The 15,040-nt window shown below is 70.7% G+C and carries 11 protein-coding genes, 1 tRNA gene and 1 riboswitch; of the genes, 8 read left to right on the forward strand and 4 right to left on the reverse strand.

Annotated features, from left to right (window positions below; all coding sequences use genetic code 11):
• Nucleotides 1-493: 493 nt before the first annotated feature.
• Nucleotides 494-775, reverse strand: a complete 282-nt coding sequence (locus tag ACGWYJ_RS03345; RefSeq protein ID WP_395104023.1) for a hypothetical protein — start codon at nt 773-775, stop codon at nt 494-496.
• An 861-nt stretch (nt 776-1,636) separates the two neighbouring features.
• Between ACGWYJ_RS03345 and ACGWYJ_RS03350 the strand changes: the two genes are divergently transcribed.
• Nucleotides 1,637-2,590 (forward strand): serine hydrolase, encoded by a 954-nt coding sequence (locus ACGWYJ_RS03350; RefSeq protein WP_395104025.1) that lies wholly within the window; start codon nt 1,637-1,639, stop codon nt 2,588-2,590.
• A gap of 963 nt (nt 2,591-3,553) precedes the next feature.
• Here ACGWYJ_RS03350 and ACGWYJ_RS03355 read toward each other — a convergent pair.
• Nucleotides 3,554-3,627: transfer RNA gene (locus tag ACGWYJ_RS03355), tRNA-Arg, on the reverse strand.
• A 233-nt stretch (nt 3,628-3,860) separates the two neighbouring features.
• On the opposite strand from ACGWYJ_RS03355, the gene ACGWYJ_RS03360 reads away from it, so the two are divergent.
• The 6 genes from ACGWYJ_RS03360 to ACGWYJ_RS03385 all read left to right on the forward strand — a co-directional run bounded on the left by ACGWYJ_RS03360 (nt 3,861) and on the right by ACGWYJ_RS03385 (nt 9,778).
• Complete coding sequence (locus tag ACGWYJ_RS03360; protein WP_395104081.1) at nt 3,861-4,736, forward strand: cobalamin biosynthesis protein; 876 nt, start codon at nt 3,861-3,863, stop codon at nt 4,734-4,736.
• Nucleotides 4,733-6,223, forward strand: coding sequence for a cobyric acid synthase (locus ACGWYJ_RS03365; protein WP_395104026.1), 1,491 nt, complete (start codon nt 4,733-4,735; stop codon nt 6,221-6,223). Before ACGWYJ_RS03360 ends, ACGWYJ_RS03365 begins: the two co-directional genes overlap by 4 nt.
• Before the next feature lie 72 nt (nt 6,224-6,295).
• A complete protein-coding gene (locus ACGWYJ_RS03370) occupies nt 6,296-6,946 on the forward strand; it encodes a DUF1444 domain-containing protein (protein WP_395104027.1) in 651 nt (216 codons plus the stop codon).
• Nucleotides 6,947-7,067: 121 nt separating this feature from the next.
• Nucleotides 7,068-8,231 carry an amidase gene (locus ACGWYJ_RS03375; protein ID WP_395104029.1) on the forward strand — a complete coding sequence of 388 codons (1,164 nt, stop codon included), beginning with the start codon at nt 7,068-7,070 and terminating at the stop codon, nt 8,229-8,231.
• A 73-nt stretch (nt 8,232-8,304) separates the two neighbouring features.
• Nucleotides 8,305-8,949, forward strand: a complete 645-nt coding sequence (locus tag ACGWYJ_RS03380; RefSeq protein ID WP_395104030.1) for a LysE family translocator — start codon at nt 8,305-8,307, stop codon at nt 8,947-8,949.
• Between the two features lie 7 nt (nt 8,950-8,956).
• The gene (locus ACGWYJ_RS03385) at nt 8,957-9,778 is read left to right on the forward strand and encodes a class I SAM-dependent methyltransferase (RefSeq protein ID WP_395104031.1); all 822 of its coding nucleotides are present in this window, start codon (nt 8,957-8,959) and stop codon (nt 9,776-9,778) included.
• Between the two features lie 15 nt (nt 9,779-9,793).
• Here the strand turns inward: ACGWYJ_RS03385 and ACGWYJ_RS03390 are convergent, their stop codons facing one another.
• Nucleotides 9,794-10,273 (reverse strand): general stress protein, encoded by a 480-nt coding sequence (locus ACGWYJ_RS03390; RefSeq protein ID WP_395104032.1) that lies wholly within the window; start codon nt 10,271-10,273, stop codon nt 9,794-9,796.
• Nucleotides 10,274-10,325: 52 nt separating this feature from the next.
• Nucleotides 10,326-10,451: riboswitch (cobalamin riboswitch) on the forward strand.
• A gap of 61 nt (nt 10,452-10,512) precedes the next feature.
• Here ACGWYJ_RS03390 and cobN point away from each other — a divergent pair.
• A complete protein-coding gene (gene cobN, locus ACGWYJ_RS03395) occupies nt 10,513-14,166 on the forward strand; it encodes a cobaltochelatase subunit CobN (RefSeq protein ID WP_395104033.1) in 3,654 nt (1,217 codons plus the stop codon).
• A 13-nt stretch (nt 14,167-14,179) separates the two neighbouring features.
• On the opposite strand, the gene ACGWYJ_RS03400 is transcribed toward cobN, so the two are convergent.
• Nucleotides 14,180-14,986, reverse strand: coding sequence for an SAM-dependent methyltransferase (locus tag ACGWYJ_RS03400; protein WP_395104035.1), 807 nt, complete (start codon nt 14,984-14,986; stop codon nt 14,180-14,182).
• Nucleotides 14,987-15,040 lie beyond the last annotated feature (54 nt).

Below are 15,040 nucleotides of genomic sequence, written 5' to 3' on the forward strand. Positions count from 1 at the left end.
CTCGGCAGGCTCGGGAGTCGTTGACGGCGGTCACCTATGTGGGCCGGTCGTGCGGGCCTGAGTTGCGGGCGATGTTCGCATGGATGTGTTGCGCGGGTCTTCGGCCGGCGGAGGCGGCAGGGCTGCACCTTCCGACAACCGGCTGGGTGAAGAAGACCCGTCCGCAAGCCATAAGCGATACACCGATTCCGGCGAGGCTCACGATGAACGGGGCCGAGCACATTGAGAAGTAAGCGTCCGGGCGGGACGGCTATGTCGGCGGCCGGTTCCGAATTCGCAGTGCCGCTGTTCGGTTCCAGTCCTGCCGTTTTGGGTGGATGCCAGAATAATCACAGCCAGGGTACCTCGCGGACCTGGGCTGGGCGGCGAAAGCCGCGACCCAGCTGCCCCCGGAACGCGACTTCCGCGAATCCCGCTCGTAGACGACGATCGCTCTGCGGCCCCGCCTCCACCGAGGGGGCGGGTGAACCGCGTTAGGCAATCGGCGAATCCGTCAAGCGTTCTGCGTGCGCCCCATCGCGGCCTGGACGGCCCTCACGATCACGATGATCGGGACGACGAACACGTAGAAGAAGATCTGGTACTCGCCGCCTTCGAAAAGGAATCCCAGGTAGATGCCGTACCCCAGCATGGCGGCGCCGAGCACGACGTACACGACCCGCGCGAGGACCTTGGAGCCTGGAAGGATCGAAGCGCCCATCATGAGCACCCCGGAAACGGCGAGTGCGATGACGTACCACGAGAACATGGGTTCGGCGCTGAAATCGAGGTTCATGTGCTTCCTTGCGTCGGGGGGTGATTGAAACGCCAGAGACTGTAGCGCAGAGCTGTGACAGAAGCCGTGCGATTTACGGTCCCGGCTGGACGCCGAATACTGTATGGTTACGATGCGACGTCGCAGGGTCGAGTGCCGTAACGGCCGAAATTTCGCTCGGATGCTGCGACCGGCTCCTGGCAGTCGGCGACAGCTAGCGAACCGCCTCGCAAACGGACCTGTGCTCGTTGGCGGAGGCCTGGTCGGCACCGAGTCAACCTGCCGGAGGAGCTACCTGGAGGCCGCCCGGCCGTGACTTGTGCCGCCAGGTCAACGACCGGGCCCCTGCGAGACCCGCACGCGACCGCATGCCCGGAGGTCTCGTAGTCCTGGTTCTACACGCCCCCATCGCCCGCGTGCAGCGGCGTCGCCGTCCCGCGGTGGGGATCATCTAGTCGAGCGGCTGTCCCGAGAGGCGATTCCTCTTCTGCGATGGCCGACTGATTGTGGTGCATGAGCAGGTGCACCGTCTGGTGCAGACAACCCATGAGCCACCTCCAAGATCGCCGCCAACGTCGGATGGGGCCCTGCGGGCTTCGGGCGGGCACGCGCCCTGAGCCGCCAGGACTTCGATGGCGACCCCGGCTCCTCGGGCGCGCCGATCCCGCTGTTATGGCCGGGCGCGGGTGAGCGCGAGTCCACCGTGACCGGAAGCGTGCGGTTCACGGTCCCGGTGTTAGGGCCCGTCCCCCGGCGAGACCACTCCGCATCGGGCTGAAACATGGTGAAACTGAGCAGGTCATCCCTGGAAACACGACCGTAACCTCAGAGCGATGAAGTGCTCTCGTAACCTCACATTTCCGTCACGAGAGCAGGAATCACATGCGCCACAGCCTCTCCGTCGCCGCCCTCGCCGGGACGCTCGTCATCTCCCTCGCGGCACCGGCCGCCGCCGACCCGCCGCAGGAACGTGCCTGGCGGCAGTTGCGCACTGACCTGCAAGCCGTTGTCGCCGACGCCGCTGACACAGGGATCACCTTGTCGGTCGCGGCCACCGACCTTTCCGGACGCTACTGCGGCGCGAGCCTGGAGGCGGGCGGCGACGAACGGGTCAAGGCCGCCAGCGTCATCAAGCTGGGGCTGCTGGTCACGCTGATGGACAAGGTCGACCGCGGTTTGCTCGATCTGGACACGTCCGTGCACATTCCGGCGGGGTCGAGCAACATCGTGGGTGGCTCGGGCACCCTGCGCGACCGCGAGTTCCCACTCGACATCACCGTTGACGAGCTGATGCGCCTGATGGTGCAGGTTTCCGACAACACCGCCACGAACGTCCTGATCGACGTGGCCGGAGGGTTCGGCGTCGTCAACTCGTTCCTGGCCGCCGCCGGTTACGAGAGCCTGTGGCTGGGCCGCAAGATGATCCACCCCGCCGCGCCGCCGCTGCAGGAGAACTACATCACCGCCAGCGAGGTCACCGAACTCATCACGGAGTTGTGGAAGGGAACGCTGGTGTCCCGATCGTCCAGCGACTACATCCTGGACCTGATGCGCGGCCAGCTCGTCAACACCAAGTACGGGGCTGTGATCCCGCGCGAGCACCTGGCGAACAAGACCGGTGAGCTCGCCGACGTCTCCCACGACTCGGGGGTCATCACCCTGCCCGGCCGGGAGATCGCGCTCACCACCACGACCGCCTACTCCGGCCTTCCCCAGACCGAGGTCAACCAGTACGTCCAGGAGACCGCGCGGATCGCCTATCGATTCGCCCAGTCCGCGCTGCCTGGCGACAAGGGCAAGCGTCCCGCCAACTCCTACTGCCGGGGATCACACTGATCGGCGTCCCAGATCGCCGCGTTGATACCGGACTGTCTGAGGCGGAGGTGTCCGCTCAGGGGCTTCCAAGATCCCCGTGGTGACGGGTGGTGTCACGCCAGAAGTATCCGTTTGCGGAGTGGTGGCAGGCCGGCTCGGCCGTACATTGCTGCCTGAGGAGCTTGATTTTGCTGATGACGCCTCCGCAGGGGCCGTTGCTGGAGGGCAGGGCGAACCCGGCGGCGTCGTGGTCGATGAGCAGGCCCTCGGCGCACGAGCGGCAGGGCCGGCCACCCTCGCATCGGCGCGGACCTGCTCGATCCAGGAGTCCAGGCGTGCGGTGTGCTCTCGATGTCGCCGAAGATCACGGTTGCGTGTGCGAGGAGATCGGCGTCGATGCGGAGAAGCTCGCGGGTGTGCCGCGGACGCGGGCGGCACTTCTCCAAGAGGCCCTGTATGCGGCGGTGAAGATGCAGCACTTGCGGGGGAAGCCGCTTCGCCGGCACCTGCGTATGCGCGGTGGCCAGGGATGAGGTCGATCGCGCAAGTCCTTCGATCGTCTCGTCCGCGGTGTCGCTGGCGGTGAGCCACCGGGTCAAGCGGGAGATGTCACCGGCGGCGTCCAGCTCTCCCTCACTGGCCGGGATGCTCTTGGTGTCCTCCGGTTCGGTCGGTGGCTCGGTGTGTGCGCGCCCGAGGGACGGCGACGGCTGACGCGCTCAGGCGCCGCCGTGGTGCCAGTCCCGAAGTCATACAGGCGGTGTCGGGCATGTTGAGGCCGTCGGCGATGCGCTCGAAGACCTCCAGGGCCACGACCTGGCGGCCCCCTGCTTCATGGTCTCGCTGATCTTGCCTGGGGTCATGCCGCAAGATCATTCCGTGTAACGGGTCCATGTGGCTGCTCGCGGTGGCGTTCGGCTGCGTGCGCGATCACCGGGTGGACCCGTGTTTGCCCAGCTCTAGGGGTTTGCTGGGTGGGGAGGGCGCGCCCAGAGGGATTCGAACCCCCGACCGTCGGTTTAGAAGACCGATGCTCTGTCCGGCTGAGCTATGGGCGCCTGCTGGGCCCTGAGTGTAGAGCGCGACCCGTGGTCTTCGCACGGGCGTATCTGGGAGATGGCCCTGGCAGTGGCCTTGAGGGTAGCCGGGCGGGGCGTGGGGCGCCGGTATGTTCTGGGGCGTGATGCCCGCCTTGGGCGGGGCGGTTTGGGCTGTTGCGTACCGGAGGCCCGTCGTGGCTCGGGTGGGGAGGGGTTGGATGCGGGGCTCGCGGGTGGGGTTGCTGCTGGGGATGGCCTTGGACGTGGTGTTCGGGGATCCGCGGAGGGGGCATCCGGTGGCCGCTTTCGGCCAGGTGGCGAAGGCTTTGGAGCGGCGGCTTTACAGGGATGACCGGGGGCGGGGTGCCCTGTATGTGGGGGTGTTGGTCGGGGGTGCGGCGGGGGCCGGGGTGCTGGTGGAGCGTTGGACGCGGGGCCGGGCTGGTTGGCGGGTTGCGAGTACCGCGCTGGCTACGTGGGCCGTTCTGGGTGGGACCTCTTTGGGGCGGGAGGGGTTGAGGATGGCGCGGGTCCTGGAGGAGGGGGACGTTGAGAGGGGGAGGGAGCTGCTTTCGCATCTCTGTGCGCGGGATCCGGCCGGGCTTGGGGTGGATGAATTGGCTCGGGCGACCGTGGAATCGGTGGCGGAGAACACGTCCGATGCGGTGGTGGCTCCGTTGTTCTGGGGGCTGGTAGGGGGCGTGCCGGGGTTGTTGGCTTATCGGGCGGCCAACACGCTGGATGCCATGGTGGGTTACAGGAGTGAACGGTACGAGAGGTTCGGGTGGGCGGCGGCCCGGCTGGATGACGTGCTCAATTGGGTGCCCGCGCGGGTGACCGGGGTGCTCGCGGTCATCGCCGCGGGACGCAGGGCGCCGGACGCGCTCAGGGTTTTGGTGAGGGACGGCGGGCGGCATCCGAGTCCTAACGCGGGGAGGTGCGAGGCCGCCTTCGCGGGTGCGCTCGGAGTGAGGCTCGGGGGTGTCAATTCCTACGGTGGGATAACGGAACGGCGGGACGAGATGGGGGACGGCCGGGCGCCCGAGGTGAGGGACGTGCGGAAAGCGGTCCGGCTTTCGGCGGGGGTGGCCGGGCTGGCTGCGTTGGTGATCGGCGTGAGGCGGTGAGCGGCGGGCTTCTGGTCGCCGGGACGACGTCCGACGCGGGCAAGAGCGTTGTGGCGGCGGGGTTGTGCCGATGGCTTGCGCGGCGCGGAGTGAAGGTGGCGCCGTTCAAGGCGCAGAACATGTCGCTCAATTCGATGGTGACCGCGGACGGCGCCGAGATCGGCCGGGCCCAGTACATGCAGGCCCAGGCGGCGGGGGTCGAGGCGCGGGCGGTCATGAATCCCGTGCTGCTCAAGCCTGGGAGCGACCGGCGCAGCCAGGTGGTCGTTCTGGGACGTCCGGTGGCCGAGGTGGACGCGCTGGAGTACGGGCGGCACAAGGAGCGGCTGGGAAGGATCGTGGGGGAGAGCCTCGCGGAGCTCCGGGCCGAGTTCGACGTGGTGATCTGCGAGGGGGCCGGGAGCCCGGCGGAGATCAATCTGCGGGCGGGGGACATCGTCAACATGGGGTTGGCGCGCGCCGCGGAATTGCCGGTGGTGGTGGTCGGGGACATCGACCGCGGCGGTGTCTTCGCCTCCCTATACGGGACGGTGGCGCTGCTGGACGAGGCGGATCAGGCGTTGGTGGCGGGATTCGTCATCAACAAGTTCCGCGGCGCGGAGGAACTGCTGCGTCCCGGGGTGCGGAGGCTCACCGAGCTGACCGGACGGCCGACGTTCGGAGTGCTTCCGTGGAAACCGGGGTTGCGTCTGGACGCCGAGGACTCGCTGGCGCTGGAAAGGCCGAGTGCCGAGGCGACCGCGCCCTATGGCCGGGAATCGTTGAGGGTCGCGGTCGTCCGGTTCCCGAGGATCTCCAATTTCACGGACCTGGACGCGCTGGCCTGTGAACCGGGCGTCGTGGTGCGGTACGCGGTGAACGCGGGCGACCTCGCCGACGCGGACCTGGTGGTGCTGCCGGGCTCCCGGGCGACGGTGGCGGATCTGCGCTGGCTGCGTGAGCGGGGGATCGCGGAGGAGGTCGTCCGGCGTGTGGCCGAGAAACGGCCGGTGCTGGGGATCTGTGGTGGTTTCCAGATGATGGCCCGGCACATCGAGGACGGATACGAGTCGGGGGAAGGGAGCGTCGAAGGGCTCGGGCTGCTGCCCGCCAGGGTGGTGTTCGAGGGCGAGAAGACGCTGGGGCGCCCGAGCGGACGGGCCTACGGGGAGCCGGTCACCGCGTACGAGATCCATCACGGGATCGTGGAGGTGGAGGGCGGGAAGCCGTTCCTGGACGGGTGCCGCGTGGGCGCGGTGTGGGGGACCGCCTGGCATGGGGCGATGGAGAACGACGGTTTCCGCCGCGCCTTCCTGGCCGACGTGGCGCGCCTGGCGGGACGGGACTTCACCCCCGCTCCGGACGTCGCGTTCTCGGCGTTGCGCGAGGAGGCGCTGGACGCGCTCGGCGACCTGGTCGAGGAGCATCTGGACACCGAGGCGATCTGGCGGCTGATCGAGCGCGGCGCGCCCCGGGGCCTGCCGGTGGTCCCGCCCGCCGGCGGATGACCCGCCGCCGGAGGTGCGCGGGCCGGTAGTGTGATCCGCTCGGAACCTCACCGGCCTCAGGAGGATCGTGCCGTGACCGAGCCGCGGACCAGTCTCATCGTCCCGCTGATGAAGGCACGGGTGCCGGCGGAGGTGCAGTTGGAGTTCCCGCTGCCGGCGGAGGAGGAGCCGATCCGCGAACCGTTCGCGGGCGACCTGTACGTCACCTACGCGCTGGAGCCGGCGGGGTCGCTGCGTCCCGAGCTTGGGGGACGGCGGTACGAGCACGTCGCCCGCAGGCATTGCGCGGAGCTGGGGATCGACCCCGGGGACCTGCGCCGCCTCGCGACGGTGAACCTTCGCAATCTGCGTCCCGACCTGCGGATGAGCTGGTACCCGGACGCCCGCGCCGTGACGGTCTCGCTCGGCCCCGCCTCCCCGGCGCCGGAGGCCGGTGCGGTGGCCGGGCTTGAGGCGGGGCTGATCCTGGACGACGGGTTCCTGGAGAAGCTGGCTCAGGACGTGGAGGGCGATCTGGTGGTGGCGGCGCCCGCCAGGGACGTGTTCGTCGCGTCCGGCACGGCCCACCCCGACGGCCTGGACAAGCTGCGCTGGGCCGTCGAGCGGGTGTGGTCCGAGGACCGGGACGAGGACGACGACCCGGCATGGGACGTCCCACCAGGTCACCTGCTGACCCGCGACCTCATGGTGTGGCGTGAGGGGACGTGGACGGCGCTCGCCTGAGTCCTCCCTCGCCCAAGGTCCAGGCCGCCTTGTACGGTGCTTGATCGTGGATGGACATAAGGGTGAGTCCGCGGCCGAGCAGGTTCCCGGCCCGGTCTGGAGGGTGAAAGGGGATCCTCTGGTGCGCGGCTCCGGCAGCGGGCCGCTCGCCGGGATCAGGGTCGCCGTCAAGGATCTCTACGCGGTCGCGGGGCAGCGGATCGGCGCGGGCAATCCCGACTGGCTCGCGGAGGCGCCCGTCCAGGAACGCAACGCCTGGGCGGTGCAGGCGCTCCTGGACGCCGGCGCGGACATCACGGGGATCGCGCAGACCGATGAGCTCGCCTTCAGCCTGAACGGCACGAACAAGCACTACGGCACCCCGCCCAATCCCGCGGCGCCGGGCCGTATCACCGGGGGTTCCAGCAACGGTCCCGCGTCGGCGGTCGCGCTGGGTGCCGCCGACCTCGGGCTGGGCACGGACACCGCGGGTTCGGTCCGTGTCCCGGCCTCGCACTGCCGGCTGTTCGGGTTGCGTCCCACGCATGGTGTGGTGTCCACGGAGGGGTTGCAGCCGCTGGCGTCCTCGTTCGACACGGTGGGCTGGTTCGCCCGTGACGCCGGGCTGCTCCGGCGGGCGGGCGACGTGCTTCTCCCGCCCGCCGAGGTCGAGCCCGTCCGCACCTTCCTGATCGCCGAGGACGTGCTGGAGCTGGCCGAACCCGCGACCCGGGCGTCCTTCGAGGAGGCCGCCCGCACGCTGGCCGAGCGCCGCGCCGGAACGGACGGCCCCCAAATACGGCGTGTGGAGTCGCTGCTCGGCGGACGCCTGGAGACGTGGTTCCCGGCGTTCCGTGCCGTCCAGGCCGCGCAGGCGTGGAAGGCGCACGGCGCGTGGATCGAGGCGCATCCCGGTTCGCTGGGCGAGGGCGTGATGGCGCGGTTCGCGCTCGGCCGCGACCTGGACCCGCGCGACCGCGAGACCTCCGAGGCCCTTCTGGACGAGGCGCGCGGCGTGCTGTACGCGGCGCTTGAGCCGGGCACGGTGCTCCTCCTGCCGGCCGCGACCGCCCCGGCGCCGCTCGTGGGCCTGGAACGCGCCGCGATGGAGAAGTACCGCTTCACGACGCTACGCCTGACCAGCCTGTCCTCGATCGCCGGGCTGCCCGCCGTGGTGATGCCCATGGCGCCGGTGGACGCGCTCCCGATCGGCCTGTGCGCGGTCGGCCCCCGCGGCACCGACCGCACGCTGCTCGACCTCGCCGCGTCCTTCGTCGATGGGGGCGCCGCCTCGCCGGAGGCATGACAACGGGGTCGGGCCTGGTCATGGCCCGGATAATGCGATGCGAGCCGCGTCCCGTCGCGCCTACAGTGCGGGGATGGTCTCGATCGAGCAGGTGCTGGGCTTCTCGGCGATCGCCCTGGTGATCATCGTGATCCCCGGCCCGAGCGTCCTCTTCGTGGTCGGCCGGGCCCTGGCGCACGGCCGCCGGACGGCGCTGACCAGCGTCGCCGGCAACGCGCTCGGCGCGCTGGTGGCGGTCGTGGCGGTGGGGCTCGGGGTCGGGTCGGTCATCGAGCGTTCCGCGCTGCTGTTCACGGTCCTCAAGCTGGCCGGTGCCGCGTACCTGTGCTACCTGGGCGTCCAGGCGTTCCGGCACCGCCGTTCCCTGGAGGGCGCGCTGGACGAGCTGGGCGCCGCGTCCCGCGCGACCGGGAGACGCGAGCTGTGGCAGGGGTTCGTGGTCGGTGTGACCAACCCCAAGACGCTGGTGTTCTTCGCGGCGGTGCTGCCGCAGTTCGCCGACCCGTCGCGCGGCCACGTGCCGCTGCAGATGATGACGTTCGGCCTGATCTTCTGCCTGATCGCGCTGCTGTGCGACAGCGTGTGGGGCCTGGCCGCCGCCACCGCGCGTCAGTGGTTCGCACGGTCCCCGCGCCGTCTGTCCGTGGTCGGCGGCACCGGCGGGCTCATGATGATCGGCCTGGCGGTGACCGTGGCGGCCACCGGACGGAAGGACTGAGCACGGCATGCCCGAGACCCCGCCCGAGATCATCCGGCACTACCGGTCGGCCGACGAGGGAGCGCGGATCACCTCCGGCTTCGGGCGGCTGGAGCTGCTGCGCACCCAGGAGATCGTGCGCCGCCATCTGGCGGGCGACGGCCGGGCCCTCGACCTTCTCGACATCGGCGGCGGCACCGGTGTGCACGCGGCCTGGCTCGCGGCCGACGGGCACCGGGTCCGGTTGTTCGACGTCGTCCCCGAGCATGTGGAGGCGGCCCGGCGGCTGGCGGAGGCGACCCCGGGCCTCACCGCGTCCCTGGGGGACGCCCGGAGCCTGCCCGTTCCCGACTCGGCGTTCGACGGCGCCCTGCTGCTCGGCCCGCTCTACCACCTCACCGGACGGGACGACCGCGTGGCCGCCCTGCGCGAGGCGGGACGCGCCGTCCGTCCCGGCGGGCCCGTCTTCGCCGCCGCGATCTCACGTTTCGCGTCGCTGTTCGACGGGCTGGCCCGCGGTTTCCTGTTCGACCCGGAGTTCCGGCGGATCGTGGAGGACGACCTGGCCACGGGCCGGCACCGCAACGAGCGCGACCGGCCCGGCTGGTTCACCACCGCCTACTTCCACCATCCCGGCGAGCTGCGCGGCGAGTGCCTGGACGCGGGCCTGGACGTGGTGGAGATCGTGGGGATCGAAGGGCTGGCGGGCTGGCTGCCCCAGCTCGCCGACCGGTGGGACGACCCAGAGTCCCGGGAGATCATCCTTCGGGCGGCCAGGGCCACCGAGACCGAGCCGAGCCTGCGCGGGCTCAGCGGCCACCTGATCGCCGTGGCCCGCGTCCCGGGATGAGCACCGCGCCCGGGTTCAGCCTTCCCGCCAGTTCAGCCGGATGAGACGGTTCCTGGCGTCCTCGGCCACCTCGGCGTCGGCCACCACGTCGTAGGTGGAGGCGACGATCTGGCTGCGGGACGTGAAGTCCCGGCGGCCCCGGGTCAGGGCGTGGGCGATGAAGCCGAACACGGCCCCGAACACCGCGCCGATGACGATCGCGCCGAGGAACAGCGGGACGGCGGCGCCGCGCTCGATGGTGAAGAGGGTGAGCAGAAGCCCGACCAGGAGGCCGAACCAGGCGCCGCTGCCCGCTCCGGCCATGGCGGCACGGGGCGTGGTGAGGCGGCCCAGGACGGTCTCGACCATCTTGAGGTCCGAACCGATGATCGCGGTCCGTTCGACCGGGAACCCCTCGTCCGACAGGAAGTCGACCGCCCGTTGCGCGGACGCGTAGTCGTCGTAGGAGCCGACGACCGGGCGTTCGGTCGCGGGCGGGATGGATGGCATGGACATGCCCGTGCCCTACCCGCAGACGGCGGGGCTACGATGGCGGGGCGATGGCGGGTGAGGAATCCGGTGCGAGTCCGGAGCTGTCCCGCAACTGTGACCGGGGAGTCCTCCCTCGACTAGGGCCACGGCGGTGACGCTGGAAGGCCGGGGGCAGGGCGCCGATCCGGGAGCCAGGAGACTCCGCGTCGTCGTTGCCCTCGTCACCCGAGCCGGGGCGTGGAGACCCCGGGGGAGGCTTGCCGATGCGTGTCCTGCTGCTGTCCACGGCCGATACCGAGCTGCTCGCCGCGCGCGCGGCGGACTCCGGATATGTGACCGCCAACCCCGTCCGGCTCGACCTCGATGAGCTGGGACCGCTCACCGAAGGCGTGGACGTCGCGATCGTGCGGCTGCTGGGGGGACGCAAGACCTGGCCCGAGGGCGTGGAACGGCTGAGGGGCACCGGGCTCCCGCTCGTCCTGCTGGGCGGGGAGGCCGATCCGGACGCGGAGCTGATGGCCCTGTCGACCGTCCCGGCGGGTGTGGCGGCGGAGACGCTCGATTACCTGCGCGAGGGCGGCGTCGAGAATCTGCGGCAGTTGTCGCGTTTCCTGAGCGACACCGTGCTGCTGACCGGTGAGGGATTCGCCCCGCCGGTGCCCATGCCCTCGTACGGAATCCACGGCGACCGCCCGCGGAAGGACGGGCCGACGGTCGGGGTCGTCTTCTACCGGGCCCATGAACTGTCGGGCAATACGGCCTTCGTGGACGTCCTGTGCGAACGCATCGAGGCGCACGGGGCCAACGCGCTGCCCGTTTTCTGCGGCTCCCTTCGCGGCGCCGACCAAGGACTGCTCGACCTTCTGGGACGGGCGGACGCGCTCGTCGTGACCGTGCTCGCGGCCGGTGGCGCGGTGGCCGCGGACGCGGCGGCGGGCGGGGACGAGGACGCCTGGGACGCCGGCGCCTTGGCCGCCCTCGACGTCCCGGTCGTCCAAGGGCTGTGCCTGACCTCCGGCCGGGCGGCGTGGCGGGACTCGGACGGCGCGCTGACCCCCATGGACGCCGCCATGCAGGTCGCGATCCCCGAATTCGACGGCCGCCTGATCTCCGTGCCGTTCTCGTTCAAGGAACACGGACCGGACGGGATCCCCGTCTACGTCGCCGACGAGGAACGCGCGGACCGGGTCGCCGGAATCGCCGTGCGGCACGCCGCGCTGAGGCGTAAGCCGAACGCGGAGAAACGGGTGGCGCTCGTCCTGTCGTCGTATCCGACCAAGCATGCGCGTGTCGGGAACGCCGTGGGGCTCGACACGCCCGTGTCGGCGGTCCGGCTGCTGAGGCGCATGGCCGAGGCCGGGTACGACCTGGGCGACGACCACGCCCTGTGGGCGGATCCCGACGACGGCGACCCGCTGATCCACCGGCTGATCGCCGCCGGGGGGCACGACGTGGAATGGCTCACCGAGGAACAGCTGCGCCAGGCGCCCGTCCGCGTCCGGCTCGACGACTACCGGGAATGGTTCGAGGCCCTGCCGGGGTCGCTGCGCGCGGGCGTCCGGGAGCAGTGGGGCGAGCCGCCGGGCGACCTCTACGTCGACGGGGACGAGATCGTGCTCGCCTCCCTCCGCTTCGGCAACGTGATCCTGATGATCCAGCCGCCCCGCGGCTTCGGGGAGAACCCGGTCGCGATCTACCATGATCCCGCCCTGCCGCCCTCGCACCACTACCTGGCCGCGTACCGCTGGCTCGACCGCGGGTTCGGCGCGGACGCGGTCGTCCACCTGGGCAAGCACGGCACGCTGGAGTGGCTGCCCGGCAAGGGGCTCGGCCTGTCGGACGGGTGCGCCCCGGACGCGGCGCTGGGCGACCTGCCGTTGATCTACCCGTTCATCGTGAACGACCCGGGCGAGGGGACGCAGGCCAAGCGGCGCGGCCACGCCACCGTCGTCGATCATCTGGTGCCGCCGATGGCCCGCGCCGAGTCGTACGGCGACCTGGCGAGACTGGAGCAGCTCCTGGACGAGTACGCGACCGTCGCCGATCTCGACCCGGACAAGCTGCCCGCCGTCCGGGCGCAGATCTGGACGCTGGTGCAGGCCGCGCAACTGCACCACGACCTGCGCCAGGACGAGATGCCCGGCGAGGCCGAGTTCGATGACTTCGTCCTGCACATCGACGGGTACCTGTGCGAGATCAAGGACGTGCAGATCCGCGACGGCCTGCACGTCCTCGGACGGCACCCGGAGGGGGAGGCGCGCGTCAACCTCGTCCTGGCGGTGCTGCGCGCGTCGCAGGTGTGGGGCGGGGTCGCGGGGGCGATGCCCGGCCTGCGCGCCGCCCTCGCCGCCGAGCACGGCCTGGACGAGCGGCGCCTTCTGGACGACCCCGGCCGCCCGCTGGAGCATCCCGTACCGGGGCTGGGCGACGGCCCGTCCCGCACCGCGTCCGACGTGATCGACCTGCTGGAACGCACCGCGCGGACGCTCGTCCAGGGCATGGAGGAGGCGGGATGGGACCTCGGCGCCGCCAAGGCCGTCTGCGACACGGTGCTGGGCCGCGAGGTGCCCGATGTGGTGCGCCTGCTGGAGTTCGGGGCGTCGGAGCTGGTGCCGCGGCTGAACGCCACGGCGGGTGAGATCACCGCCGTCCTGCACGCCCTGGACGGCGGGCACATACCGTCCGGGCCGTCGGGCTCACCCACCCGCGGCCTGGTCAACGTGCTCCCCACCGGCCGCAACTTCTACTCGGTCGATCCGAAGGCGATCCCGTCCCGCAACGCCTGGGAGGTGGGCGTCGCGCTGGCCGACTCGCTGATCGCGCGGCATCTGGCCGACACCGGCGAGTACCCGTCCAGTGTGGGCCTCACCGTGTGGGGGACGTCCGCGATGCGCACCCAGGGCGACGACATCGCCGAAGTGCTCGCGCTGATCGGGTGCCGTCCCGTCTGGGACGACGCGTCCCGCCGCGTCACCGGCTTCGAGATCGTCCCGGCGGCGGAGCTGGGACGGCCGCGCATCGACGTCACGCTCCGCGTCTCCGGCTTCTTCCGGGACGCGTTCCCACACGTCATCGCGCTCCTCGACGACGCGATCAGCGCGGTCGCCGGGCTGGACGAGCCGGCCGACGCCAACCATCTGCGGCGGCACGCCCTCCAGGACCACGCCGCGCACGGCGACTGGCGGCGCGCCACGTCCCGGATCTTCGGGTCCAAGCCCGGCGCGTACGGGGCGGGCCTGCTGCCGCTGATCGACGCCCGCAATTGGCGTGACGACCGTGACCTGGCCGAGGTGTACGCGGTGTGGGGCGGCTACGCCTACGGACGCGGCCTGGACGGGCGTGAGGCGCGCGCCGACATGGAGAACGCGTTCCGCCGTATCGCGGTCGCCGCCAAGAACCAGGACACCCGCGAGCACGACATCGTCGACTCCGACGACTACTTCCAGTACCACGGCGGCATGGTCGCCATGGTCCGTTCCCTCACCGGGACGAGCCCCGCCGCCTACATCGGCGACTCCGCGCTACCGGACCAGGTGAAGACCCGCACCCTCGCCGAGGAGACCCACCGCGTCTTCCGCGCGCGCGTGGTCAACCCCCGCTGGATCGCCGCCATGCGCAGGCACGGCTACAAGGGCGCGTTCGAGCTGGCCGCGACGGTGGACTACCTGTTCGGCTATGACGCGACCGCCGGTGTGGTGGACGACTGGATGTACCAGAGGCTCGCCGAGGAGTACGTGTTCGACGAGGAGACCCGCTCGTTCATGGAGCAGTCGAACCCGTGGGCGCTGCGCGGCATCACCGAACGCCTCCTTGAGGCGGCGGACCGGGAACTGTGGGCCGAGCCCGACCCGGACGTCCTGCGCCGCCTCCAGGCGACCTATCTGGAACTGGAGGGAGACCTGGAGGACGGCGCGTAGGCGGGGCGTCGTCCTACGGCTTGCGGCCGACCGCGCCGTAGGCGTCGACCGCCTCGGGCTCGCCGAAGGGATTCGGGTCCGGGCGCCACTGGCTGACCGGGACCAGGCCCGGCTCCAGGAAGTCCAGCCCCTTGAAGAACCGGGCGATCTGCTCGGGAGAGCGCAGGACGAGCGGCGCGTTCCCGGACTCGTTCCACACCTCCACGATCCGGTCCGACGCCTCCCCGTGAATGACGTTCGTCCCGTCGTACATCACCAGGTAGCTTCCAGGGGCCAGCGCGCCGACCAGGTGGTCCACGATCCGGTACGCCTCCTCGTCGTCGGTGATGAACTCCAAAATGCCCATCAGCATCAACGCGACCGGCCGGTCGAAATCCAGGGTGCGCGCCGCGTTCTCCAGTATGTACTCAGGATTCCGCAGGTCGGCGTCGATGTAGTCGCACGCCCCCTCCTCGGTGCTGGTGAGCATCGCCTGGGCGTGCACGAGGACCAGCGGGTCATTGTCGACGTACACGATCCTGGCGTCGGGCGCGAGGCGCTGCGCGACCTCATGGGTGTTGTCGACGGTGGGCAGGCCCGTGCCGACGTCGAGGAACTGCCGGACCCCGGCCTCCCCGGCCAGGTGGGAGACCGCCCGATTGAGGAACTGCCGCGACGCCCGCGCGAGCACGGGCACTGTCGGCAGCATCCGCGTGATCTCGTCGCCGACCTGCTGGTCTACCTCGTAGTTGTCCTTGCCGCCCAGCCAGTAATTCCAGATCCGCGCCACATGCGGCACCGTCGTGTCGATCTTCGGCTGATCTCCGGAACCGTCCACCAACGTTCTCCTCCGTCCATAGGCGATTCCCAGAGCATCGCATTTCCCGGGCGGTTC

This window comes from Actinomadura sp. SCN-SB, from assembly GCF_043906805.1.
Lineage (GTDB): Bacteria > Actinomycetota > Actinomycetes > Streptosporangiales > Streptosporangiaceae > Spirillospora.